The sequence below is a fragment of the Streptomyces sp. 2-1 genome (genome assembly GCF_048564895.1).
GTDB classification, from domain to species: domain Bacteria; phylum Actinomycetota; class Actinomycetes; order Streptomycetales; family Streptomycetaceae; genus Streptomyces; species Streptomyces phaeochromogenes.
Map to the genome: position 1 here is coordinate 90,537 of NZ_CP183383.1, position 25,115 is coordinate 115,651.

General features: G+C 68.5%; 20 protein-coding genes, 2 tRNA genes and 1 pseudogene. 20 read left to right on the plus strand and 3 right to left on the minus strand.

The window, feature by feature from the left end; genetic code table 11:
* Window positions 1-59 precede the first annotated feature (59 nt).
* From ACN20J_RS00410 to ACN20J_RS00425, 4 genes are all read left to right on the plus strand, one after another.
* Window positions 60-713, plus strand: a complete 654-nt coding sequence (locus ACN20J_RS00410; RefSeq protein ID WP_406490547.1) for a TnsA-like heteromeric transposase endonuclease subunit — start codon at window positions 60-62, stop codon at window positions 711-713.
* Entirely contained in the window at window positions 710-3,100 is a 2,391-nt protein-coding gene (locus ACN20J_RS00415; protein WP_419664763.1) for an integrase, read from the plus strand. Before ACN20J_RS00410 ends, ACN20J_RS00415 begins: the two co-directional genes overlap by 4 nt.
* A gap of 1 nt (window position 3,101) precedes the next feature.
* The gene (locus tag ACN20J_RS00420) at window positions 3,102-4,163 is read left to right on the plus strand and encodes an AAA family ATPase (protein WP_419664764.1); all 1,062 of its coding nucleotides are present in this window, start codon (window positions 3,102-3,104) and stop codon (window positions 4,161-4,163) included.
* 84 nt (window positions 4,164-4,247) lie between these two features.
* Window positions 4,248-4,925 carry a hypothetical protein gene (locus tag ACN20J_RS00425; protein WP_419664765.1) on the plus strand — a complete coding sequence of 226 codons (678 nt, stop codon included), beginning with the start codon at window positions 4,248-4,250 and terminating at the stop codon, window positions 4,923-4,925.
* On the opposite strand, the gene ACN20J_RS00430 is transcribed toward ACN20J_RS00425, so the two are convergent.
* Together ACN20J_RS00430 and ACN20J_RS00435 are read right to left on the minus strand one after the other, a co-directional pair.
* Window positions 4,897-7,260, minus strand: coding sequence for an ATP-dependent nuclease (locus tag ACN20J_RS00430; RefSeq protein WP_419664766.1), 2,364 nt, complete (start codon window positions 7,258-7,260; stop codon window positions 4,897-4,899). The two genes, ACN20J_RS00425 and ACN20J_RS00430, sit on opposite strands and share 29 nt — an antisense overlap.
* 145 nt (window positions 7,261-7,405) lie before the next feature.
* Entirely contained in the window at window positions 7,406-9,691 is a 2,286-nt protein-coding gene (locus tag ACN20J_RS00435) for a Helicase associated domain protein (protein WP_419664767.1), read from the minus strand.
* Window positions 9,692-9,882: 191 nt separating this feature from the next.
* On the opposite strand from ACN20J_RS00435, the gene ACN20J_RS00440 reads away from it, so the two are divergent.
* Window positions 9,883-10,941 (plus strand): TniQ family protein, encoded by a 1,059-nt coding sequence (locus ACN20J_RS00440; protein WP_419664768.1) that lies wholly within the window; start codon window positions 9,883-9,885, stop codon window positions 10,939-10,941.
* Between the two features lie 42 nt (window positions 10,942-10,983).
* Here ACN20J_RS00440 and ACN20J_RS00445 read toward each other — a convergent pair whose 3' ends face one another.
* Entirely contained in the window at window positions 10,984-11,727 is a 744-nt protein-coding gene (locus ACN20J_RS00445; RefSeq protein WP_419664769.1) for a transcriptional regulator, read from the minus strand.
* A 576-nt stretch (window positions 11,728-12,303) separates the two neighbouring features.
* Between ACN20J_RS00445 and ACN20J_RS00450 the strand changes: the two genes are divergently transcribed.
* From ACN20J_RS00450 to ACN20J_RS00520, 15 genes and pseudogenes are all read left to right on the plus strand, one after another.
* Window positions 12,304-13,935: a hypothetical protein gene (locus ACN20J_RS00450; RefSeq protein WP_419664770.1), complete on the plus strand. Its 1,632-nt coding sequence runs from the start codon at window positions 12,304-12,306 to the stop codon at window positions 13,933-13,935.
* A 117-nt stretch (window positions 13,936-14,052) separates the two neighbouring features.
* A pseudogene (locus tag ACN20J_RS00455) lies at window positions 14,053-14,193 on the plus strand (SAM-dependent methyltransferase); the annotation flags it as partial.
* Window positions 14,194-14,315: 122 nt separating this feature from the next.
* Window positions 14,316-15,248: a hypothetical protein gene (locus tag ACN20J_RS00460; RefSeq protein WP_419664771.1), complete on the plus strand. Its 933-nt coding sequence runs from the start codon at window positions 14,316-14,318 to the stop codon at window positions 15,246-15,248.
* 1,627 nt (window positions 15,249-16,875) lie between these two features.
* Window positions 16,876-17,478, plus strand: coding sequence for a hypothetical protein (locus ACN20J_RS00465; RefSeq protein ID WP_419664772.1), 603 nt, complete (start codon window positions 16,876-16,878; stop codon window positions 17,476-17,478).
* Window positions 17,479-17,981: 503 nt separating this feature from the next.
* A complete protein-coding gene (locus ACN20J_RS00470; protein WP_419664773.1) occupies window positions 17,982-19,187 on the plus strand; it encodes a DUF932 domain-containing protein in 1,206 nt (401 codons plus the stop codon).
* Window positions 19,188-19,433: 246 nt separating this feature from the next.
* Window positions 19,434-19,682, plus strand: coding sequence for a hypothetical protein (locus ACN20J_RS00475; RefSeq protein WP_419664774.1), 249 nt, complete (start codon window positions 19,434-19,436; stop codon window positions 19,680-19,682).
* 62 nt (window positions 19,683-19,744) lie between these two features.
* A complete protein-coding gene (locus ACN20J_RS00480) occupies window positions 19,745-20,230 on the plus strand; it encodes a hypothetical protein (RefSeq protein ID WP_419664775.1) in 486 nt (161 codons plus the stop codon).
* 368 nt (window positions 20,231-20,598) lie between these two features.
* The gene (locus tag ACN20J_RS00485; RefSeq protein ID WP_419664776.1) at window positions 20,599-21,429 is read left to right on the plus strand and encodes a hypothetical protein; all 831 of its coding nucleotides are present in this window, start codon (window positions 20,599-20,601) and stop codon (window positions 21,427-21,429) included.
* Between the two features lie 268 nt (window positions 21,430-21,697).
* A complete protein-coding gene (locus ACN20J_RS00490; protein WP_419664777.1) occupies window positions 21,698-21,820 on the plus strand; it encodes a hypothetical protein in 123 nt (40 codons plus the stop codon).
* Window positions 21,821-21,879: 59 nt separating this feature from the next.
* The gene (locus ACN20J_RS00495; RefSeq protein WP_419664778.1) at window positions 21,880-22,251 is read left to right on the plus strand and encodes a hypothetical protein; all 372 of its coding nucleotides are present in this window, start codon (window positions 21,880-21,882) and stop codon (window positions 22,249-22,251) included.
* Between the two features lie 251 nt (window positions 22,252-22,502).
* A tRNA-Ile gene (locus ACN20J_RS00500) sits at window positions 22,503-22,577 on the plus strand.
* 32 nt (window positions 22,578-22,609) lie between these two features.
* Window positions 22,610-23,041 (plus strand): hypothetical protein, encoded by a 432-nt coding sequence (locus ACN20J_RS00505; protein WP_419664779.1) that lies wholly within the window; start codon window positions 22,610-22,612, stop codon window positions 23,039-23,041.
* 35 nt (window positions 23,042-23,076) lie between these two features.
* A tRNA-OTHER gene (locus ACN20J_RS00510) sits at window positions 23,077-23,145 on the plus strand.
* Between the two features lie 180 nt (window positions 23,146-23,325).
* Window positions 23,326-23,619, plus strand: a complete 294-nt coding sequence (locus tag ACN20J_RS00515; RefSeq protein WP_419664780.1) for a hypothetical protein — start codon at window positions 23,326-23,328, stop codon at window positions 23,617-23,619.
* A gap of 228 nt (window positions 23,620-23,847) precedes the next feature.
* Window positions 23,848-25,002: a hypothetical protein gene (locus tag ACN20J_RS00520; RefSeq protein ID WP_419664781.1), complete on the plus strand. Its 1,155-nt coding sequence runs from the start codon at window positions 23,848-23,850 to the stop codon at window positions 25,000-25,002.
* The last annotated feature ends 113 nt before the right edge of the window (window positions 25,003-25,115 follow it).

Sequence of the window (25,115 nt, forward strand, 5' to 3'; positions counted from 1 at the left end):
GGAGCATCACGGTCCCTGCCGCCCGGGCGGGTTCTGTTCCCCTGAGCGGCCGGGGGGAGGTGTGGAGGCCTGCCCGGCATCCTTCACAGCGGAGTATCGCTACCTGGTGGTGGGCGGCGACGACCGGCAGACACGTGGGCTGCCGGTCGATGAACGTGCTGGCGATGGCCATGCTGCTGGATTTCAACCCGTCAGTAACGGAGTTCGCCGCCTGGCCGGCGAAGATCAAGTGGCGTGCGCGGGGCCGGGAACGCAGTGTCGTGCCGGACTTCTTCGTGCGCACGGACCAGGGAGCGACTGTGGTCGTGGCCTGTCCTCCGGCGAGCGGGCCAAGCCCGCGGTGGCAGCGCCAGCAGCAGATACTGCGCCAGGCCTGTGAGGAAGCGGGCTGGGAGCTGGGCATGCCGCGGATTCCGGAACCGATGGCGTTGGCGAATCTGCGATGGGTCTCGCGTTGCCGGCATCCCCGGTACGGCGACCGGGAGGTCGAGCAGGCGTTGAAGGCCGCGTTCCGCACGCCGCGCGCGCTGGAGGAGGGCGTGCGGGCCACCGGGCTTCCGCGGCTGTCGACGCTGCCGCGCCTGTATCACCTGCTGTGGCGGCAGGAGCTGAGCATGGAGTGGAACCGGGCGATGGGGCCGGACAGCGTGATCAGGGCGTCGGGCCGGATGCCGTCGGCGATGCGCCGCCCCCTGGAGAGGGACGCGGCATGAGCGAGGTGTTGCGGGCGCGGCCGCAGGTGACGGGGCTGGCCCCGCGCGGCATTCTGGCCCCCGGTGACCGGGTGCGGTGGATGGGCAACCACTACACCGTGTCGGCGCTGGTGGGCACGACGGTGCATCTGGCGCCCGCTCACGGCAGCGCCGCGCCCCCGATCACCGTAGTGATTCAGTTCCTGGCCGCCGCCGCAGACTTCGCTGTGCTGGACGAGGCGGGCCTGCCTGTGTCGGCCGACCCGTTGCCGAACTGGTCCATGCTGGAGGGCGTCAGTTCCGACTGCGCCCGGGAGGCGCGGATCTGGCGGCGGCACGTCATCGAGGTCGACACCGGCCTGCTGCCCGATGTCCCCGACGGCAGCAGGCCGCGCGAGGGCTACGACCCCGACCGGTTCACCCTGGTCGAGCGCTACCAGCGCAAGGCCGCCGAACTGAGTGCCGTGCTGGGCTGGAAGGTGTCGTGGAAAACGGTCCAGCGCAAACGGCTGGCCTTCAAGGAAGACGACATCTGGGGGCTGGTCGACAAGCGGCGCACCCGCCCAGCCACGATGCACGGGCGCACCGATACGCGGGTGGTGGACCTGCTGCTGGCTTTGCATGAGCGCCAGGCAAGGGAGAAGGCTGCCACCGACGCGCGCACCCTGTTCAAGGATCTGCGGCGCGCAGCCGGGGCTGTTAAGGGGCCTGCGGTGAAGGTGCCGGCCGACCCTACCTTGTATGTGCTGCTGAAACGGCTGGGCATCGACGCGATGCAGTTGCGGGATCCCACCCGGCGCCGCCAGGACCGCCTCAACCGTCCCGCGCCGCCGTTCGGGGTGACCACCGCCACCGCACCGGGCGAACTGGTCCAGATCGACTCCACGGCACTGGATGTCAAAATGCTGGGCGACGACGGGCAGCCCACACACGTGGAGCTGACGGCGGCCATCGATGTCCACACGCGCAGCGTCATCGCCGCCGTCCTGCGGCCCAAGACTTCAAGCCGGCGCAGGACCCGGCAGCAGACGCGGGCCCTGCTCAGCACCGGCACCAGCGTGGGCCGGGCCACCAAGGCCGTGGACGCGTCCCTGCTGCTGGCCCTGTGCATGACGCCGTCCCCGATGCGGCCCGGCTTCGACCCGGCGGCCTCCGCAGCCCGCTCGGACCTGCCGTACGAAGAGTTGCTGGAAGTCGACGCGCGGATGGAACACGCCGCCGCCCGGCCCGTGATCATGCCGGAGACGATCGTCATCGACCACGGCACCGTCTTCGCCGGACAGACCTTCTTCGACGCCTGCTCCTACCTCGGCATCTCCGTTCGTCCGGCCCGCAAGCGGACCCCGACCGACAAGGCGATCGTCGAGCGGACCTTCGCATCGATCAAGTCGCTGTTCAGCCAGCACGTCAACTCCTACACCGGGCGGGACATCAGCCGCCGCGGCAAGGAGGTTGATCCCGACCGGCTGTGGACGCTGCAGGAGCTGGACGATCTGCTGCAGGAGTGGATCGCGGTCGGCTGGCAGACGCGGCCGCACGAGGAACTGCGCAGCCCCTACGAGCCGAACCTGCCGCCGCTGACACCGAACCAGATGTATGCGGCCAGCGTGCAGGCGGCCGGCTACCTGCCGATCCCGCTGGGCTTCGCGGACTATCTGCAGTTGCTGCCCACCGCCTGGGTCGGCGTGGGCGATGAGGGCATCCGGTTCAAGAACCGCACCTACGACAACTACAAGGGAGAACTCGGGGAGGTCCGCAACACCCCGTCCGGTCTGAAAGGCAAGAAGAAGAACGGGTGGGAGCTGCGCTACAACCCCTACACGCCGGAGCAGGTGTGGCTGCGTGACCACCGCAGCGGTGAGTGGATCACCGCCGTGTTCAAGCACCAGCATGTGATCGGTGCTCCCTGGACGCAGTATCTGTGGGAGACGGCCACGGCCGAGCACGTGGCGCGCGGCGGCCGGCACGGCGACGACGATGCCATCGCCGAGGTGCTGGCCGATCTGCTGGAGCGGGCCGGACGCGGCCCGGACGAGCCCGGCGTGGTGCATGTGCCCGACGGGTACGGGCCCGTGCCGGTGGACGGATCAGGGCTGGGGAGCACACCCTACGGATTCACTCCGGTGCAGGCGGGCGAGGGCGCCTTCGATCCCTTCGCCGACGCGCTCGCGCTGGACCTGGATGCGCTGGGACCACTGACGATGCTGGAGCTCGACGAGCCGAGCCTGTACGCCTCCCCCACTCCTGCTGCCGAGATGTCCGGCCCCGCGCCCGGCGATGACAGCCATGACGGCGCAGGCAGCACTCTTGCGCTTGCGGAGCTCGGGGATCTGGACGACGGCCTTGATGCCGCCGCGCGTTCCCTGCTGGACCTGCCCGCCGAAACCGACCCTTCGCAGGAGCCCTGACATGATGCAGCCGCCGGACATCCAGGACGACGACATCCGTCTGCTGGTCGACTCACCCTCCCCCTCTGCCACGCCGGTGTTTGCCACGCCCCGGCCTGTGTGGCTCAACACGCTGACCAACTGGCGCACGTTCGCCGCGCTGGAGCGCACCCCGCCGGACCTGGCCGACAGCCCTCCGCCCGGCGCCAAGGCGGCCGACAATGACCTGCGGTTGCGGTATCACGCACTGATGCCGACCGTCCGCACCCCGGCCATCAGCCGCGCCCTGGTCGTCGTCCACGAACACCTGCTGTCCAACCGGGAACGCACCCACGGCAAGACCGGCGTAATCATCGATGGCCCCCGGGGCACCGGCAAGACCGAGATCCTGCAGTACATCGGCCGCTACTACGAGAACAAGATCGCCCGCCTGTACGAGCCGGACGAGAACCGCATTCCGGTGATCGCGCTGCGGGTGCCTCCCCAGGCCCGCGGCGGACGCAGGAACTGGCCGGCCGCCTTCGCCGCCTTCCTCGGACTCAAGCACGACGGCGGCACCGATCCCACCCGCTCCATCTGCCATGTGATGCGCGCCAGTTCCACCCTGCTGGTCCTCGTCGACGGCATCGAGCAACTGCGGGCTGGCGCCGACGCAGAGGAGACCTTCACCTATCTGGAGGAGATCAGCGAAAGCACCGGCGTCACCTTCGTCTTCGCCGGGCGGGCAGCCCGTTCCATCGTCGATCCGCTGACCCGCGACCGCGAAACCGCGCTGGAGGACAGCGAGCAGATCTGGGGCGACTATGCCGGGCTGCGCACCAGCCGGATCGGCTACGACACGGAGGGCCACACACTGTTCACGAAGATAGTGCGCGAGTTCGACAAGAACCTGCGCCTGCACCACCACCAGTCCGACGACCTGACCAACCTGCACGAATACCTGCACCGCCGTACCAAGGGGTATCTGCGGGCCCTGTCCCAGCTCGTCACCCAGGGCGCCCAGAAAGCGATCTGGACCAGCCAGGAGCGCCTCACCGAAGAGTTGCTGGAATCCCTGGCCATCGGGCGCAGCCGCACCATCTGACAGCACTCACGCAGCCCCGGGCGGGGCCGTCTGCCGCGGCGTGCCCTTCAGGGGCACGTACACGCAGGGAAGGGGAAAGCAGCCGTGACGGAGGACAGCGTCGAGGACGGCGAAGACACCGGTGAGACGAAGGTGACCGTCCGGGTGCCGCTGGGCACCCGTCTTGCCCTGACGAGCGTCCTGGAGCGGCACCAGGCGTTCACGCACAAACTGCGGTCAGAGCACAAGGCGCGCCTGAAGCACCTCACGCCCGAGCAACGGGACATCCTGCGGGCCGAACAGCGCCAAGAGCTGCACGCCCTGCGCAGCCACGGTGAACTCCTGGACAAAAAGGATGTGCTCGTCGCGTTCGGGCTGCGCCGGGAAGTACAGGCCCGGGGCTGGAACCACCCCTGGCAGGACATGGACTGGAACGAGATACCCATGGGCCTCTTCCCTGGCAGCACCAGGAACAGGAGCTATCCCGAAACCCTCTCCCTGCGCCTGCCGGCCACTCTCGTGGAACAGGTGCGTGCCGGATGCTGGACCGCCTCCAAGGAGACCATTCGCCAGCTCCAGCAATGGCGCCCTGATCACCCAGCACTCGTCCTCGATCCGCGGGCCGCCGCGCACGAGGAGCAGGCCGCAGCGCAGTACCAGCAGCTGGCCGCCGGCGTCACCACTACGGGAGAGGTCTACCGGGCAGGCATCCGGCAGGGACTGCATGCGGCAATGCATGCGGCACCGCCACTGATCACGACTCTTGATCCTGCGCCGCGTTGACGGGCCGGTACGCCAGCGACTGCAGGGCCTCCTGGAAGGCCTCGTAGTCGTCGATCAGGTCGAGTGGCTCCTCGTCGAGAGAGAAGTCGCGACGCACTGCTCGGGTCTGGCTCCTGAGGTCCTCGGCGTCCACGGAGTTGTCGAGCATGGCGTCGATGTCCTCGAGCAGCAGGGTGGCTTGCTCACGCGTCGCGCCAGAAGGGTGGTCCAGGAGGAAGGACTTCCTGAGACGTTTGATCTTGGATGTGGTGCGCTCGGTCGCGATCTCGCGCAGGGCCTTGCGCTGTCGGCTGCCCAACTGATGGAACAGAACACGGAAGTTGCTGTCCATGGCTGCTACGGCGTCGGTATGAGGCTCGGCGTCGTGGGCGAGCACTTCAAGAATGTGTCGTGCCAGACCAACCTTGTCCAGGTGAAAGCCGTCCAGCTTGCGTGCGGCAGCCTTTTCCAGCGCCTCATGCGTTCCTTCATCACCGTCGAATTTCACGTCGTCGGCGTGCAGGTCTTCCAGTTGCTTGGCCTCGGCGGAGGTGAGGAAGGCTGCGGCGTAGCGCTTGACGGCGGCGACGCCGACCTTCAACGGGATAAGGTCTTCAATGGCCAGAACGCCTTGCGGGCGAGGGCTCGTGACGCGTGCGGCAGGCAGTTCGTTCAGCTGCAGCACGACATCGTCGTCGATTAGGGGCTTCCCGTGAGGGCCGCGGCGCAGCTTCTTGCGCGCGTCGTCACCAGAGCGATCACCGTCGAGCAGGACAATGACGGCCGGCCGGTCGACGTCGCGGCCGCGCGCGAGATACACCAGGTAGGGGACGTGGGTCGCGGAGCCCGCCGGTACGAGGGTGAGTGTGTTGAGGTCGAGGTTGTCCAGCGCGGGAGTCTTGTGACGGCGAAGGCGTGCGGACATGCCGGCGAGGAGGATCTGGTCGGACGTTCCTTCGAGCATGAGGTTGCAGTTGCTGATGAAGGTCGTCTCGCCGACGAAGCTACCGAAGGCTGATCTCAGCGGTTCGTAGTGGTTGCGGGCAGCGTTGCGTACAACGCGGGTGCCCTCGTCGCCTTCCCCTTTTTCGAGGACGCGGATGCGCTCACCGTGGTTCTTGTCGATCAGGAAGGGCGAGTGCGTCACATACACAACCTGGCAGGCCGTGCGGTCGGGGTCGGACGGGTAGGCGAGATCTTCAAAGACGCGCAGCAGGTCCTGCTGGCCGTTGCCGGAGAGGTAGGCGTCGGGTTCGTCCATCAGCAGCACTTCGCGCTGTCCGGACGCGGGAGGTTCGTGGGCCAGGTACTGGATGAAGTAGCTGAGGAAGTACTTCAGTCCGCTGCTGCGTTCGTTGGCCGAGTACTCGGTGCCGGTCCGGTCTTTGATGGTGAAGACGAGGTCCTGGTCGCGCAGGGTCATCTGCAGCTGGAATTGGTTGTCCTGGGTCCACCATCTGGGGAAGTTCAGAGACCGGGCCAGCTGTTGGTTCATCTGCTCCACGATGCCGTTGGCGAAGCCTTCCTTGCCTTCCTCGACCGCCGTGAGGAGTTCCTGGAACGCTGTTCTGTCGATCTTTGCGACCTTCAGCAGGAGCTGGTCGGCCAGGGCGAGTTGCTTGTCGTGCCCTTCGTCGGGTTGGTTCGCGGTGGAGTACGCCGACGTCAGGTTCTCCCCGGCTGTGGCGAGATGTTCGGCGGACTTGAAGGAGTCGGCGTGGTCCAGGATCATCTTGAAGAAGGACTGGCGGGCGTTGCGGGACCTGGCGCGCAGCGTGCTGTGCCGACCGGCCAGGTACTCGACCGGCACGCTCTGCGGCAGCGCGGTGTGTGCATCGATCTCGAACCAGCTGGGCAGAACACTCTCCAACAGGCCGGTGTCCTCGACGGAGTATTCGGTCCAGCCGTCATCATCGGGAACGAAAACAATGGGTTTCTGGGCGCCCATGCGGAACATCACGAAGGTGTCGAAGTCGTCGCCGGTCTCCCTTCCGCACGCCTGCCGGACCGCGTCGCAGTCGCTTGGCTGCAGGTTGCCGAATCGAAGGCCGAAGTCGGGGAAGGCCATGGCCTTGTTCACAGCGAAGAACTGCGAGTAGCGGCAGAAGTCGCCTCGTTCGATGTTCTGTCCGGTCAGGGCACGCTGGATGGCCGCCAGGAGCTGGCTCTTGCCAGATTCGTTGGCACCGACGACGGTGGTGACGCTTTCCTCAAGAAGTACTTTGACGAACGGGTATTTGCGATCGTCGCCGTCCAGGACGTCCCAGGGGGCCGCGACGAAGTTTTCGCTGGCCTTGCGGAGGTAGTCGAAGTTGAACGAGCGGAAGAAGCGGATGTAGACGGCGGAAATGAACATGCAGGCCCCGCTTTGGCTCATAGTGCTCGGCAAGGCAGTCAGGCTACTCCCGGGCACCGACAACGGCCGCGGAACGCGTTTGGGGCGGCAGACAGGACCAGATTCGGCCTTTCCGGACGTGTGCCGCCCTCCTACACGGCGCGGTCTACTGGTCGTAGGCGGGCTCTGCCGTGTCCCAGGCCATGCACAGGATGTCGAGTGCGGCGCGTTCTTCGTGGGTGAGTTCGTTGGGGGTGCGGCGGATGTGGTCGATCCAGGAGCCGAGCCGGAAGGGGCCGATCCAGTCGGTTTCGGTGTGCTGGCGGGGGACGTCGAGGTGGCCTTCTCGGGCGAGGTAGTGGGAGGCGGCGACCAGGCCGCGGCGGAAGTCCCGGCCTCGTTCGGTGCGGAAGGCTTCGGGGTGAAGGCTGTCGACGTGCGGGGTGATGCCGATGCCGATCAGGAGCTTGGCCTGTTCGACGCAGAGCGTGTCGAAGTTGTTGCGCTGGCGGCTGAGCCATTGCCCCAGCTTGAATCCGTCCGGGGTGGTGAAGGAGCCGGGGATGTCGGCGCTGCCGCCCGCGTCGATGTGCGCTTTGGCGTGAGCGTAGGCGCGCCGCCAGGTCAGTGGCCAGCCTTGGGGGTTCCACCAGGGGTCGAGGTCGGTGAGCTGTGCGGCGTGGTCCTTGGGGAGTATTTGGTCGTTGTCCTTCTTGCGGCACTCGGCAAGCCAGGCGCCGACGGGGTGGCCGCCCAGTTCGGCATCGGTGGGTGCGGCCAGGTGCCCGTGGGCGGCGGCGTAGGCGCGGGCTTGGTCGAGGATGCGGGTGAAGGTGTGTGCGGGGGTGCTCCACAGCATGCCGAGGGCATCGAGGGCGTTGGCGTGTTCGCTGGGCAGGCGGTCGGCCAGGTGCCGCAGGCGCTGGTTGCTGATCCACTCCCCCAGGGCGAAGCCGGTGCTGTCGTGGAAGGCGTGGGGGACATCGAGGTGATGGTGGTCGTGGTGGTAGCGGGTGGCTGAGGCCAGACCGTCGGGCCAGGAGCCGGTGGCGGGCAGTGTGATCTCAAGGCCGAGGGCGAGGGCGACCTGCAGGGCGCGTTCGGGGCGGTTGTAATGGACGGTTCGGCGCGGACCGGCGTCGCTCAGGCGGTGGCTGCGGCGGGGCACGGCGATGTGGTCGAGGAAGCTGTCGTCGTGGGCTCTCAGGGCCTGGAGGATGGTGTAGATGCCTTCGAACTGTGAATCCTGCAGGGCCTGTTCGGTGGCCCGGCCGTCGGGCAGGTAGACGGGCAGTACGAGGGTGGCCTTCTTGCCGCGGCCGGGTACCAGGCGCAGGGCGCGGCCGATGGCCTGGATGGCGTCGACGATGCTGTTGCGGGGCGCGGCGAAGACCACGGAGTCGATGGCGGGGATGTCGATGCCCTCGGCCAGGACACGGACGTTGCTGAGGACCGCGCACCCGTCGGCGTTCTGGAAGTCGGACAGCCGACTGTGGCGCTCGTCGATGCGCTGCGTCCCATCGACCCACAAGGCCTTCAGGTCCGGCCGCTTCAGCTGGACGGCGGTGTCGGGCAGGTCCTGGGAGAACGCTTCGGCTGCCGCGATGCGGTTGTGGAAGACCAGCACGCGCCGCAGGTCGTGGTCGGTGATGGCGCGCAGGACGGCCACCTGCAGGGCGGCCGCCCGCAGGCCGCCGTGCTGCGGATCGAGGTGGGACTTGCGGGTGAGGATGGCGTGCAGCTGGCTGTCGCCGACCACGGGCATCACGACCTGGTAGTCGGCGAGGAGTCCGCGTTCGATCGCCTCGGCCATGCCGAGGTGGTAGACGACGGGGCCGAAGATGTCGCGGCGGTCCATGGTGGCGGTGGGAGCGCCGTCCCACAGTCCAGTGGTGAAGACACGGGGCGTGGCGGTCATGTAGAGACGCAGCCGGGCGGGGATGGCATGGTCGTCGTGGATGGCTCCCCAGCCGTCTTGGGTGCTCATGCACGTACGGTGGGCCTCGTCCACGACGATGAGGTCCCAGGCTGGCAACTGACGGTGCCTGTGGGCTTGTTGTAGTCCCGGCAGGGACGCGTAGGTCACGAAGACTGTCGTGGGCAGGCCGTCCTGCTCGGCGACGATGCCGGCCAGGTCTGCCGGCCGTTTGACCATGCGGGCCGTGCCTCGGGGCAGGCCGCTGCGGGTCTGGCCCATCGAGGAGAGGCCCACCATGAGGCCGGCGCGTCCGCCTTCGCGCCAGCGCTGGATGGTCTGGGTCAGCAGTTCCAGGGTGGGCACGGCCACCAGGACCCTGCCGTTCTGGGCGATATGGCGGGCGGTCGCCACGGCGGTGAGTGTCTTGCCGGTGCCGCATGCGGAGACGGCGGTCACCCGGCGTTCCCCCCTCGCGAAGGCGCCGGTGATGGCCGCGAGGGCTTCTTGCTGATGCGGGCGCAGCGGCAGGGACATGGCCGGTGCTTCTCCTTGCGGGGGCGATTCCGGAACACGGGAACCGTAGTGGATCACCGTGCGGTGCTCGCCAATTCCAGCCAGAATGGAGGGAGTTGGCCGGCCTCCCGCTGGGGATGGAGTCGGATTGGGAAGAGAGGGACAACACGTTGACTGCGCGTTCGTTGGAGTCTTTACGGGACGGGGACGGCGTGAGCGGGGTGCAGCCGCTGCCGCGGCGGCTGCGGTTCATCGCCGAGGAGTCCACGAACTCGTTCGTGCACCGGCTGGCAGAGACCAACGGCCTCGATCCCCGAGAGCTGCTGTCGATGCTCGGTGCCGGTGATTCACCCCTTCCCGAGCCGGAGTTCAGCGAAGTGCATCTGAACTCGGCCGCGCACAACAGGCTGGCCGCCCTTGCGGGATGCCGCACCGACGTCCTGGAATACGTGCTGCCCACGCTGCGCATGCATCCGCTGCCCGATCCGGCCGGTGCGCCGCCCCGCTGGGGCGTCCCCAACCCGTGGGAACCCGCCGATGACTGCCTGGTGCGCGTGTGTGATCTGTGCGCACTGGCCAAGCGGGCACGCCGGGATGCGTACGCGGTGTCGGCAGCCAACTGGAGGGTGTGCGGCCGGCACCGGCGCTGGACGGACAACCTGCGGGAGGACGGGGTGACCTGCATCCCGCTCGCTCCCGTCCCGGAAGTCCTCGAAGCTCACCAGGAGCGTGAGCGGCTCGAGCGGCGACTGGGGGCCGGCGGCCGCATCGCGTTCGCGGATGCGTTCCACATCGCTGTCTTCTGGTGGAACCAGGACGCCCAGGTTCCACGCGCGTGGGCGGTGCGCCACCAGCAGCTCGGCCTCAAGAAGGGCAGCGACCGGCGGGTGGCGGCTTTGGTGGCCTACCCGGAGGTCGTCCAGCTGGCCGGTGCTCTGGCGGCCCGGGAGCGCCGACGGCTGCGGGGCAGCTGGTCCCGCGCCCAGGACACCGACTGGCTGCGGGACGTGCAGAGCCTGTTCTCCTCCTGGGAGCTGCGGGGCAGTTTCCCGATGGAGCCGGTGCTGCAGTGGGCGGCGCAGCATTCCGGGCAGGCGGGCCGGTCCGGGCCGGGGCCGGCCCGGGGCCGATATCGTCGTCTGGGCGCGTCGGGTCCCCACCCGCAGGTGCTTCCCGCGGCCGCGCTTGAGGCCCTCACCTGCCTGCCCTGGCGGTTGGGCGAGATGGAGGAGGAGCCGGCGCATCTGTGGAGCGTGAGCAGCCGCGTGTGAGGAGGGCACGGCCGCGTGCAGCGGGTCCGGGCTGCGGCACGCTCAGATGCCGAAGCCGATGTGGGAGACGTGTCGGTAGGCGCCGTGGTCGGAGCCGAGGCTGTCCGCGATGGAGTTCCAGGCGTCGTCCAGGGCTTGCTGGTCACCCGAGTTCCAGGCGTCCACGACCCGTCGCCAGTCGGTGCGGACATTGATCGTGCGAATGTTCAGCTCGCGGCGCCGGTTGGGGGCGACATGCTGCTGGTCGACCGGATGGATCTCGATCCGGGTGCCGCGGCCGTCGTCCCAGAGGCGCTGCTTGTAGTAGCCGACGAGATTGTGGCGGCGGCAGGCCCAGAACGCCTGGTCGATCTTTTTCAGATTGGCCGGCAGGGGGCGTTGCCGTGCCGTCCTCCACCGGGCGATGGTCCGCTCGGTCACGGTGACCTGGGCCAACCGCAACCAGGCAAGTCCCTGCTCGTCCCGGGCCAGATAACGCAGACGGATGGCCAGACCCTGCGGATCGCTGACCGGGGGCAGGCCCCTGTTGGCCGCCCGCTCATCGAGCCGGCGCGCCAGCGCGGCCCCGCCGGATATGCCGGCGGCGCCGTAGCGCCCGAACCCCTCCCCCGGCTGCGCGGGAGGCGGGGGGAGGGTCCCGCCGGTCGGGAGCTTCACCGGTGTCATGGTCGGTTCTTTTGCCTTTCTGTCGTTGTCTTCGTGACAAATAAAGAGCATGTCGCGGCTGCTTTTTGGATCACCGTAGAAGACGGCGGACAGTGCGCGCTGCGGGATCCTGACGGTCAACTCCCCTTCCTGCGGCGCGAGATGAAGTATCCGACGAGTGGCTTTGGAGGCTGAAAGCGGGTTCGCCCCTGGGATCGCTGCTCCGGAGCGCGAACGAACCTGGGAGCAGGGCGGCCCAGGATGTCCGGCAGCGGCGGGTGATGGACAAGTCGTAGCGGCCGGTTCTGCGGGACAGCTCCAGCAGGCGCATGGCCTCCGGGAAGGCGCGGCGTTTCAAGGTCCTCAGGGCGGCGGCCCGGTCGTCGGAGTGGGGTGCTCGCCCCCCGTCGACGGCCGCAGTGATGAGTTCGTGCGGGTCGAGGTGCCGGGGCGCGGAGGCATGTGGTGCCGGTTGCCGACGGATCGGCGCCGTTTGCGCAGCGCCTTGGGCACCGGCGTCCGACGCTGCCCCGGGGCGGGACGTATCGCGGCACTGTCAGTGGGCGACGAAAGAATGAGGGCGACGCAGCAGTCCTGGGAGGACGCACCATCGCAGGGACGCTGTTGCGTACCACAATCGCAGGCCACCGGTGCCCTCACCGACGCGCTGGTGGTGCCTCGCTGTGTCTGCCAGGTCCGTGCTGGAGGTTCGCCATCATGGCAAGCGCGCTTGTCGCCCAGTTTCGTTCCCGTCGCGCACCCGCCCCGCCCGGCGGCGACGGTAACAGTCCCGGCGAAGTGCCACCACAGGCCGGGGACTTCACTCATCGTGCGGCGGTGCTGGTCCATGTCCCCGCCGGCATGGAGGAGGGCACCGCCCGTGAGCAGTGGGAGCGGTGCGGGCTGCTGTTCTCCCGTGTGGACGATGCCCATCAGAGTGACGCGACGGTGCTGTACCGGGTGGAGGTGCGCCTGCAAGGAAGCCGCTGGGGTGCCTTGAGCGAGGCTGAGCGCCGCGTCACAGCGGCGCTGGCCAGCCGGGTGACGGCGCAGATCGGTGACTCCACGTTGCTGGAACCCGAGGACTCACCAACGGCTGTGAGTACCTGGTACGTGCATCGGAAGGTCGACTGGGGGTCCGGCTGGTGGCGGAGCCGGGCCGCGCGGCTGTGGGTGCAGGTGGGGGCAGCGGATGTGCACCGCCGGGTGCGCCTGGATGGTCCGGGCACCTACGAGGAGGCTGTGGCGGCTCATCGCCGTAGGCCGGATCTGGGAGGTGTGATTTTCGACGACGAGCTTCATGACGTGCGGCCCGAAATCGCGTCTGCCCATGCCTTGCGCCCGCAGGATCCTGCCCCCTGGCACACCCGGGCCTTGGGACTTCCGGGCATGGCTGTGGGTGCCGCCGCGATGCTCTTCGGTTGGGTGCTGGCAGGGCTGGGACTGAGGTGGCAGGTCGCGCTGGCGCCGCTGCTGCTGGTGGCGGCGTGGTGGGTGGGCTTGTGGTTCACGGACCGGGAACGGCACTCCCGGATGATCACCTGGCTGTGCGGGCTGGCCATGGTCGGCAGTGCGGGGTTCAGCGGCTTCTTGATCCGGGTGATCTCGACGACGCTGGGAGACGTGGGCGGCTGGTGGCCGGCGGGCATCGTCCTGTGCGGGCTGCCGGTGCTGCGCGGCTGCATGTACGCACTGCGCCAGAGCTGGTTCTCCCGCAATGCCGCTGCCGTGTTACCGATCGCCGTTCTCCCCCTGGCATGGGTGCTGCCCTGGATGGGACGGCTGGCCCAGGGCGTCTACCTGACCGGGTGCCTCGGCATTCCTCTCTCGGCCGCCAACGTCGATCCCCTGTGGATGTATCTCGCCGGCGTGAAACCGGCCGCCCTGTGCATCGCCGCCGCGTCGTGCGGGCTGGCCATGCTCGGCTGGGCCCGGCACTTCTACTGGATCACCGGCTCGCGGGCGTACTGCCTCGCCATTTCAGGCACACTCACTGCACTGATGATGGCGACAGCCGTGCTACTGGGCCTGACCTCCGCCACCGAGGCAGCCCATCGCACCGCCGCACGCGCCGCGGCCGGGCACGATCCTTCGTCCTTCTTCGGCATCAGCGCCCGGCTGGTCTGCGTAAGCCCGCTCGATGCGGCGAACACCGCGGTGCAGCCGGGACCGTTGCCCACCGGCCACCCGGTCGTCGCGTTCGACGTCACCGGCGACGAGACCTGGCTGTGGGACCCTCAGCGGGCCAAAGGCTCGGCCGACCTCACAGAGAGGGCGCTGCGTGTGCGCACCGATCAGATCGTGACCCGGCCCGCAGGCCATGGAGCCCGTGCCTGTCCCCTGCCGTGACCGCAAACGATCACCGGCATGGAGTGACGGCTGGGTGTCGGCAGCGGTGGATGTCGTGCAGGCCAGCTGAAGGTCGTGCCATGGTCTGTGTCAGTTGCCTGGTCTAGGGTCGCCCGCATGGCTGCGCCCTCCTTTCTGACCGCTGTCCGCGAGTCGTACGACATGGCCGCCGCCGATTACGTCGAACGCGTCCCGCCTCCAGCCGAAATGGACCCGCTCTCACGCGCGATGCTGGCGGGGTTTGCCGAACTGGGGCGGGCGCTGCGCGATAGCAGCCGCTCGCCGTTTCATCCACGCGTCGCCGGTGGTCTACCGATCGTGAGTGGGAGGCTGCTGCCATGCCTATGCAGCCGTTCGCTTTCGACTGGGATCGCAGGTCCATGCAGCAGGCCGAGCAGTGGAACTGGCTTGGCGTGGAGATAGCCGAGATCCGCCGATGTGCGGAGGCGGGCGATCAGGCGCACGACCGCCTTGCTCTCATCCTCCTGGACCACTTGGTGGAGGTGGTCATCGGCCGCGAGGTCAACGCCCGGTTGGCCCTCCAGGTCGCTGACAGTGTCGTGGAAGAGATGCGCGAGTTCCGGGACAACGGCGGACAGCTCCCCGGGGAGTTGAACCGGCTGGTCGACGAGCATGTGGGACCAGATCGCCGCAAGGCTATGGACGACCACCTGCACGAAAAAACCAAGTTCCTGAAGCAGAAGGGCGTGCTCACAGCCCCAGAGCGCGAAGTGCTCGACCGGCTGCACCAGTACCGCAATGCGGCATACCACCGGGATACGCTGGAGCCGGACCTGATCTCGGATCTCGTACTGGCCTACAGGGTTCTGGCCGATGAACTGGTCGGTCGGCACCGGCCGGTCGCGTGGACGCTGGCATCATCGTCCCCCGCTCCCGTCGTGGCGCCGCAGCAGCTGCGGGGCCAGCTCGTCGAAGGCATCGATGTCGATGTCAAAGCAATGGCCCGCCGCTTCCACAGTCACGCGGTGAAGCGGGTGCAGGCCGTCGTCGCGGCCGTGGCCACCGCGCAGCAACTGCTGGGCGTCGACAGCTCCGGGGAACCGGATCCCTTCCTTCCAGATGACGACATGGCCCGCATGCTGACTGGCCTCAGCGACGTGTCCAAGCACCTGCCGTCCTGGGCGAAACAGGCGCAGGGATTGAAGTCCAAGACGTCGTCACTCACCGCTTTGATGATTCCATTCATCAACCTGGACCGAGCCCTGAACCGCATCGAACCGTCCGTGAGGCGCCTCGAAATGATCCTGGACTACTGGGAGCAGCAGCAGATCGACGAACTCCGCGGCAAGTAGCAGTGCCCCGATCAAACTCGCGTGCAGGACCGTCATCTCGGTGCGAACAATCCGACTGGCACCTCCGGACACGGCTGCGAACGCAGCCGCAGCGCCACCTCGGCCAGCACGGCGGACGCGGCTGCGGCCTGGGGCGCCAGACCAGGACACACGATGATCAAGATGACGATGACCGTGACCGCATGCCACCAGGGCCACGACGGCACGAGTAACAGCAGGGCGGCACTGAGTCGACGCACAGGCATGAGCGCTCCCTTCGGAACATCCAACGGGCTCTGCACCCATAGCCGTTGGCTACCGGTGGGTGCATACACGTGATGCTGTCAGCCGCGTTCCTCCGCGCCAACCAGCGAACTCCCCCATGTCTCACGGCCGTCCCACCGATCTGAAGTTGCCCATGCAACCCCGGATGCGCATCTGATCCTGCCCACTGCCTGGTGACCAACCAGCCAGGAAAGGGGTAGTTGCGCACACGTCCCGATGCACCGAACCGGGCGCCGTTGCAAGGGCCTTGAAGCGACCAACTGCCGGCCCTCGACGGAGTGCCGTCGGCAAGCTCGCATCTGGAGCGGCTGACGCGTCTGGCCAGGGCCGTTCGGAGACGAACCGCCTGCGTCGGATGCCACACACGTGCAGTCGGTCACAACTGCCGCAGCCACCCTCAAACTGACAGCGCCAGCAGGATGGTCCTGCATGGCCAGCCACCACCACTTCTGGGACCCTCGCCAGCTACGGAGCCACAGCACTTCCGCTGCCGGTGCACTTTGACGAACGCTGGCTTGCTCCTCACCACCGCCCCCTCTTGGAGCGGCTCCCCCACCCTCCCAAATCAAGATCAATTTCTCGGCGCCCAGAGGACCCTACTCCCAAGAAATTATCCGTGAAGTTGAGACATTCTCGATAGAGATGCGGCATCCCAGGTCACAAGCTTGCCATCGAGAGCCTCCGGAGCCTCTGCATCTCATTAGAGCAGGTCAGCCGCTCAGACAGCCCAACCTCAGCTTCTATGGATGCAGTTGAGATTTTGCAGGTCATAGCGATGGACGTGTCTCAACTGTACGAATAATCGACAAAGGTCGATGACTATCTGTTGGCCGGACTGTTCGCGCTCGTGCCTCTCGCGTTCTTCGAGCACTACCACTGGTCGGAATACATCGTGTCCGTTCTGGGCCACTAGGAGAAATGGTCAGAGGCGGCAGAGCGAATCGGCCGCTCCCGATCAGGGTGGGGCCCGGGGCGGTATCAGCCCCCCGGGCCCTCGGCTGGAGGATCTTGGAAGAGGCGCAGCCTTGGGCCGGGAACTGCGAGCCAGCCTGTGGCGCGCGCACAAGCCGAGCAGGCCGGGACGTGCTGCGGAGTTGACGCGCAGTGAGAGGGGCCTGGGACGGCGTTGAGCGTGCCGCGTGAACAGCTGGACGCGGCTCACCCGTTGTCCGAGTTGGGTTGAGCGTGGGGGTTTCCGGGACTCACCGCCCCTGGTGCCGGAGCTTGAGTGTCACCGGTCGGTCTAAGTGTGCTGGTCAGGTGGGGGGTTCACCTCTACGCAAAATACACTAATATTGAAGTTGTTCGGGAGTGGTGGCCCCGCCCCCGACCCCGCAGAAACCAACGTCGAAGGGGAAGCGGCATGGCAGAGCAGGGAGCCCGGCAGATGTTGCCGGAGGTACAGAGGTACGTCGAGAGCGTCGAAACGGCCAACGCGGCTCAGAGTGCGGCCGTGGCTGCGGCAGACACGAAGTACCCCGAGCGGTACGGCTACGGCGAGGAGGGGCGGCGTCAGGCCAACTCCTACAGCGAGGAGGTCAACAAGGCGTACACGACGCGCGCAGACGTCCAGGAGGCGGCCTGGAGCTCCCTCAAGACGTCCAGCGATCCGCTGGTGAAGTGGATCGCCGAGAACTGCGCGGACTACCGCCAAGAGGCACAGTGTGTCCTGGTCGCCCTTCCCGCCACGGTCGGTGAACTTGATGATCTGGCGGACAAGAACGACTGGTGTGGTGTCTGGGGCAAGTTCAGGCAGTCGGCTATTGATGCCGGAGTCGTGCCCGCCATCGTTCCCCCGAGTCCGGCCAGGAAGGCGGTGTTCGAGCGGATCGACGAGGAAGGTTGCTGCCGTATGGGGACGGAGGCCAGGCGACGTATCGGCAAAGCCCTGGATGTCCTGATCCAGGAAGCCTTGTCGGCTGCACCGAGCGCCACGGACGCGGAATCCGTGGACGTCTCGGCATGACCGAGACGGGCCACGAGCCACCGATGCCCGAGTAACGGCACCGTCGAGCCGCCGCGCCCTGCCTCTTCTCCTCGGCTGGGCGCGGCACCGGGCCAGGCTCATTGGCTGATGGTTCGTCGTCCCGGCATCCGTGCCCCCGTCGGCGGGTGCCGGTGGGCGAGACGCATGTCAAGCGGCTGAGCCGCGGGCCGCAGTGACTCCGTCGAGAGTGCAGCGGCAGAAGCGCCCGGACGTCCAGAAGGGCCGATGCTCACCGCCCCTGCCCAGCATGCGCCGGCGGTCACGAGTCCACCGCCCCGGAGGGCGGCGATGCCGGCGTACGGGTGCACCGAGCCACCCGCAAGCACGGGTACGCCTGCCCTGCTCCGGTCAGTGCTCGCTGAGACCCAAATCCGTTGATTCAGGGGTGGGTTCACACACCCCTGAAACACACTAATATTAAAATTGTTCGGGGGTGGTGGCCCCGCCCCCGAGCCCGCAGAAGCCAACGTCGAAGGGGAATCGTGACTATCACCGACGTGAACACCGCGTTCGCTGCAGAGAAGACCGCACAGGTCGAAGCCGTCCGCGAACGTGACCGCGCCTTCCAGGCCCGGGTGGACCGGGGCGAAATCCGCATGATCGGCGCCAACCGGTATGAGGTTCTCACCGGCTGGGACCGGGGCGAGACGTTCACCGTCTCCCGCAACACCGAGGGGCAGATCGAGCAGATCATCGCCAACCACGGTCTCGACGAGCGGACGGACGGCTCCATCGCCCTGTACGCGTCCTCCCCCGCCTGGCACGGCCTCGGCCAGATCATCCCCGGCGGCACCACGGACATTGACGAGGTACTCCGTCTGTCCGGGCTCGACTTCGAGGTCACCACGGTGCCCGCCCTGTACGAGTGGCAGGGTGAGTCGCGCGAGCACGCCGACCAACAGCACACCGTCCGCTCCGACACCGGCGCCGCGCTCGGTGCAGTCGGCTCCCGGTACACGCCGATTCAGAACCGGGCGGGGTTCGTGTTCCTTCAGGAACTGGTGAGCCGCTATGACGTGGTGTGGGAGTCCGCCGGACTCCTGCGCGGCGGGAAGCGGGTGTTCATCTCCATCCGCCTCCCGGAAGCGGTCACCGTGGACGCCGACGGCATCAACGACATCGTGGTCCCGTACATCGCCGTCATGAACGACCACAGCGGGCGGGGCCAGTTTCAGTGCGTCGTCACCCCGTGGCGCCCTGTCTGCGCCAACACCGAGCGGTTCGCCGTCCGTGATGCCGTCACCCGCTGGGCCGTCCGGCACACCGCAGGAGCCACCAGCCAGATCAAGGAAGCGCGCCGCACCCTGGGGCTCTCCTCCCAGTACTTCGAGCGGTTCGCCGACGAGGAGACCGCGCTCGCCCGCACAGACATCGCCATTGCCGACTTCCACCAGGCGATTGCTGATCTGTGGCCGCTCGGCGAGGACGCGTCCAGCCGGAAGCGGACCAACCACGCCACCCGGTTGGACGCCCTCGACGACGTGTTCCGCACCGAGAGTGAACGCGTCGGACGGACCGCCTACGCGGCCGAGCGCGCTATCACCGGCTACCTCGACCACGTCACGCCCCGGCGCCTCCCGCAGTCCATGACCGAGGAAATCGCGCGCGCCACGGCCGTACTCGAAGGCGCCGACGACGAGATCAAGAACAGGGCGCACCGGCGCCTGCTCCAGCTCCGCACCCGCTGAGCCCCGAAACCGGCAGCCTCGGCTGACAGACCCCCGTGCGGGCCGGGAACTTCCCCGAGTCCGGCCCGCACGGGCCAGCCTCCCCCCAGAGCGCGGAGCGCTCCCGCCCCGCCCCGCTCCTGCCGCGTAGCGGCAGCACGTCGTGTCTGCGGAGCAGAGCGCGCGCCCAGGAAGACCCCTGACACACCACAGGACGCGCACGCGTCCTGTGGTGCTCGCCGTCCCGTCACGCACGGAGGAAAGCCCATGCCCCAGTTTGAGGAAGGCCAGTACGTCTCCTGGGACCACCATCGGGACGGTGCGACAACCGTGCAGATCACGGTCGTTGACCGGTTCCACATCACCTATCGGAGTGCGGACGACCACCGGGAAATCGTCGACGCAACCGTGTTCCGCTCTCTCGCGGAGCAGACGGCCGACTGGCGCCCCGCCACCGAGGCCGAGGCCGCAGCCTTCAAGGCGCGGTTCCGCCCCGCCCCCGAGAACTGGAACTGACCATCAGGGCTGCGCCCCGGTCGGGGCGCAGCCCCACGCCACGCCAGCCGCAGGGAGCCCGCATGCCCGCACGCCCGGAGCTGATCCGTCCCGATGACGCCGCCACGGCGGCCGCCATGGGCCGCGCCATGAACGCGCTCACCGCTCTACTCGTCGCACTCGGCGAGGGCCGCCACCAGTTCAGCATCGTGGCTGAGCGCACCAACGACACGATCGTCACCGCCGACCTGACTCTGTCCGTCGGAGCGTCGCCGCTGCGGGTGAACCACACCGAGGAGGGCTACCTACGGTTCTTCGCGCTGCTGACGTTCGCCCTGGAGTACAGCACCATCCGGCGCGCCGTCCTGGTGGCCACGACCGCCGACGAGCCGTTCCCGCGCGCCTGCGGCTGGACCGTACGGGATGGATGGCTGCACCCCATGGACCGCCGCGAACTCCAGGAGGCGGTCATTCCCTGCCCCGACGTCGCCGGGCCGCTGCGTCTGGTTCATGACGCCCCAACACTGCCCCAGATCCCCGACACCGACGAGGAGAGTCACCGTGGCTGACACGCCCACCGTCACCGCGAACGGCTACTGCACCAACACCACCCCGGGTCCCCGGCACCCTCCGGACGGTCAACGCCAAGAACACCGGGCCGAAGTTCTTCCACCTGCACGGCCGCCGCTACGCCGACTGCCCGTGTGGCAGGGAGGTTTCCCTGACCGAGCGGGACAACCTCCGCCGCCACAAGCCGCCGCAGGAGTAGCCCGCAGACGCCGTTCCCGCCTCCCCGCCCGGGGGCGGACGGCCGCCCCCGGCCAGAGAGCGGCACTGGCCGAAGACCTGCCGCCCCGACGCCCGCGCCCTCCCCTTCGACGGGCGCGGGGCGGCAGGCCCCCAGCCCACCCAGCCGACGCCCGAGGAGTCACAGCCCATGACCAGCCCGAGCCTGACCATCGAGACGCCCGCCGGCACCGTTCGCGCCACGGCCGGCCACCGCCAGGACGACGCCGTCGTGTTCGAGCTGGGCGGGGCGATGCGCGGCCGCGTGCACGTCACCGGAACCCACCACCCCCACTACTGGGACCAGTTCACCGCCGTACGCGCATGCCTCGGCCCCGTGAGCGCCTTCCAGACCACCGCCCCCGCCGACAACCTGCCGCGGCTCTCCCGCAGCCGCACCGGCTACCGAGGCAGCCTGACCCTCTACCGCGACGACTACACCGACCGCCCCCAGGTGACGGTGTACCCGATGGAGTCCGCCGCCGGACACGACCCGTCGCAGAAGACGGCAGAGACGCTCACCGGCGTCATGCGAGCCTGCGCCGCCCATGTCGCGCAGCGCGCCGACCTGCCCGAGATCCTCAACGCCTCCAGGCAGCGCGACACCCCCGCCCTGCTGCGTTTCCTCACCTGGTCAACCACGCACGCCCAAGCCGACGCCGCCCGCTACGAGCGGGAAGCCCGCGCCGCCAACCCCGCGCGGCGTGCCGCCGTGGCCGCCTGGTGGACCGTCGCACGGTGGTTCCTCGCTTCCCCGCACCCGGTCCTGCTGCTGATGCTGGCCGACCTCCCGTACTCGCAGTTCCCCAACTCGCTGGCCCGCACCGCCGACGTCAAGCAGTGGTGGGGCCCCTACTGCCTCACCGAGGCCGCCCGTGAACACGAGCACGCCCGCCGCGCCCAGGACGAGGCCGCCTCTCTGCGCGCCCAGCAGCGCGCCCGCCCACGCGAGCGCCGCCGGGCCGTGGTCAGCGCCACCTGACACCGAGCCGTCGTAGCCAAGGCAAGGAAGCCGCAGGTCAGGGGTAGGTTCACATCCACCCAAAAGATACTAATATTTGTAGTGCGAGAGGGGGCATCCCTCCCCCCACCCGCCCTCTCTCGCACCCGGGGCGAACGAAGGAGCCGCCACGCCGGAGCAGTTCACGTTCACCCGCAACACCGGATCGATCGGCTACCGCGTCCTGGACAGCCAGGACCGGAGCACCAGCTACGGCGTCGCCTGGTACCACGCGGAGTGCTGCACGTGGGTGGCCGAGTACCCCGGCAACCACCCGGGCAGCGGCTGCGGCATCTCCGGATTCACCAGCCGCGAGCGGGCCGCGCGCTTCCTGTACCGCTACCACAAGCCCCAGCCGTCCGGGCGCACCTGACGCACCGCCGCCTTCCCCGGACACCCACCGCCCCGCCCGACGATGGAGAGGATCTGATCATGCGTTGGCTGATGAGCCTCGGTGAGCGCACCCGCCCCGACGAGCCCCGCTTTGCCGAATGCCCGGCCCCCGACAAGGCGCGTGCGCTGGCCCTGGTCGACGACTTCGGCCACCTTTTCACCGTTCTGAATGAGTGGCGGCAGGTGTACGGCGAGGAGCTGACCGCCTGGGCGATGCAGGTGGAGGCCGACGACGTCGGGAACCTCCCCGCCGAACTGATCAACGGGTGGGAGTGGGAGGGCGACCCCGTCCGGATCGACACCGAGCGCGGTGGTTATGTGCGGGTGTCCGACTACCGCGACGTTCCGGTACGCGCGGGCATCAGCACCCGCACCACCACCGGGCTCCCGCTGTGGACCACCACGCCCTGACCCCTCCGGCATGCCGTCCGCACTGCCCGCAACGGCACCGGAACCGGCCGCAGCGATCACCATACAGGCGGCGCTTACCCAAACGTCGCGGGAGCGATAACCACAGGTCAGGGGTGGGTTTCCACTCCCCTAAAAGACACTAATATTAGTGATGTAGACCGGCGGTCGGGCCAACGTCTGGGGCCAGGCCGCCCATCAGGGCCGCGCCCCGCTCGGGCCGACGGGGCGCGGCCCGCACAACCGAACACCGAGGTGCTGTAGCTCAGCTGGCAGAGCGCCGGTCTTATAAGCCGTCGAGGTCGTGGGTTCAAGTCCCACCAGCACTACTCCGCCGCTGTTGGACACGATTGGAGTTGTGATGACCGACACCGAGGTCACCCCGCGCCCCGAGACACCCGCCGAGGTGGCGTCCGCCGTCCTGGACGCGATCGAGACCCAGCCCGACATCTTCAACATGGACCACTGGGCATGGCTGAACGGCACGGTCAGCCTGGCTCCTGAGAAAGCTCCGGCGTGCGGCTCACGGCTGTGCGCAGCCGGATGGACGGCGCACCTCACTGGCTGGACGCTCGTGTCCCTGACCGAAGACGAACAGGCAGAGGTCACCGGCGTCTACGACAACGGCGACGAGTACGACACGCTCGCCGACGTCTACGCGGAGCGGGACGGCGAGCGGCGTCTGATCGGTGACGTTGCCGCAAAGGCCCTCGGCCTGAAGCCCAACGAGACGTTCTGGTACGTCGACGCGCCCACCGCCTTGAAGCGGCTTCGGGCGATCGCCGGACGCTGACCCACCATCACCCGGCCGCCGCACCGCGGCCCCAAGCCTGCGTAGCTCAGCGGTAGAGCGGCCCCACTTGCGGGTGGTCAGGGGTTCAAATCCCCTCGCGGGCACGCACCTACATGACCGCCCGGCGGCCGGACACGCGACCCGCGCCAGTGCGCACCGACTCGCTCCCCGCCGCCGGTCCCGATGTGCCCATGGGCCGCGCGCTTCCGGTACCGCTCCCGCAAGCCCAGCCGCCCGGGCACCCCTGACCGACTCCCAACCCGCCTCATCACAAGGAGCGCACCGTGGCAACCTTCGCTCACATCACCTGCGAGCGCTGCGACCAGTTGGACCGCGCCCTCACGGCTGCCGACCTTTCCTGGAAAGACAACGGCCGTCAGGACAGGCCCGATTTCTTGACCTACACCGCCACCGACGCGCACGGCCGTGAGTGGAGCATCAGCCCGGCCACCAGCAACCAGATCACCCCGTCCCGCCCCGCAAGTATCTGGCAGGCCCAGTGCACCGAGCCGATGCACCGGACTCCGGTCCTGTCCGCTCGCGCGGTCGTGGCCCGCATCCGGGATCTCCCCGCATGACCGGCCCGCTGCGGCCGTGGCGCCCCGAGGACTTCGACGACCAGGGCAAGACGTGCGACGCGGCTCCAGGCCAAACGCGAGAGCCATGGTGCGGCACCGGTTTCACCGCCGGGGACGCCTGCGCCGGCACCGAGCCCCACGACACCCCGCCGCGGCACCAAGCCCACCGCGCCATAGGGGCACACAACCACGAGCCGCCCACCTTCCCTCTTGAAGGAGAGATCTCCCATGGAACTGTCCGCTCCTGCCGGTCTTGAGTCCCTCGCACGCGCGGTTGCCAAGCAGCTCGGCGCCGACAACGCCGAGAAGGACGGCGACTTGGGCCGGGTGCGGATCGTCTACGCCGACGGCCGCACTCTGGAGCTTGTCCCCAACCGCCCCCGGACCCGGATCACCGTCACCGCGGTTCTGCCCGAGCAGGCCGCCGCGCACGGCATCGAGGTCAAGCCGATCACGGTCACGGCCCAGCCCCGCCCGCATCCCAGCGAGACCCAGGCCAGGGCCGCCGCCCGGCATACGGCCGACCACATCCGGCGGCGGCTGCTGCCCGCACACACCGACGCGCTGGCCCAGCTGCGCGAGCACACCGCCCCACAGTTGGCCACGCTCCAGCGCGCCGACGCCGCCCTGGCCGGATTCCTCGACCACCCCCAGGGCGGGGTGGCGATAGCCGATCAGACAATGCGCCGCCCGCTGGGACTGACCGCCCGGTGCGCCGTCGCCTGGTGGCACACGCTCGACGGCCCCTCCCGCGCCGTGGCACCGTTCCTGGCCGACGCCCTGCGCCGGGCCCAACTGGCGACGACGGAGCCGCACGGCAGCGGCTACGTGTTCTTCGCCGAGCCCCCGGCCGAGCAGAGCGGCACGCGGTTTCGGATCGCCCCCGCCGCCGGGGGCGAAGGGTGGGACCTGGTCGACGAGTTCACCGGCGCCTGCGTGCGCACGTACGACGACCAGGAATGGGCCCAGCAGATCGCCGACAGCGCGAACGGCGAGGAGGACACCGCCCGGAGCGTCGCAGTCGCGTCCATGGACCTGGCTGGAATGTCGGCAGACCTGATCGAGGACGAGCGATTCCGGGCTCTGGCCGTCGAGTTGGCCACCGCCGGACACATGCCCTACGGCCTGGACGACGTCGACTACGCGCAGACGGCGGGATTCCACATCTACCCGTACCCGGCGCCGGGTACGGCCAAGGTGGCTCGGCTGCTGGAGCCCTGGGGAGCGATCCGGACCGGAGCCCGCTTCGAGGCGCCCGAGCGCGAAGTCGAGCGCTACGACGCGGACTTGGAGGCCTACGCACAACTCCTGAACCGCCCGAACCGGAGAGTGACCGTCACGGGGGACGGAGTCCACGTTCAGCTCGACGACGACCAACCGTGAACCCGCAGTTCAGGGGCGGGTTCACCTCACTCAGCGGGACAGCGCCTTGCGTGAACACGTGAGGAACCCGGGAGCCACGACCTTGTCCGGCCCGCGTTGACTCTTCGTGCACG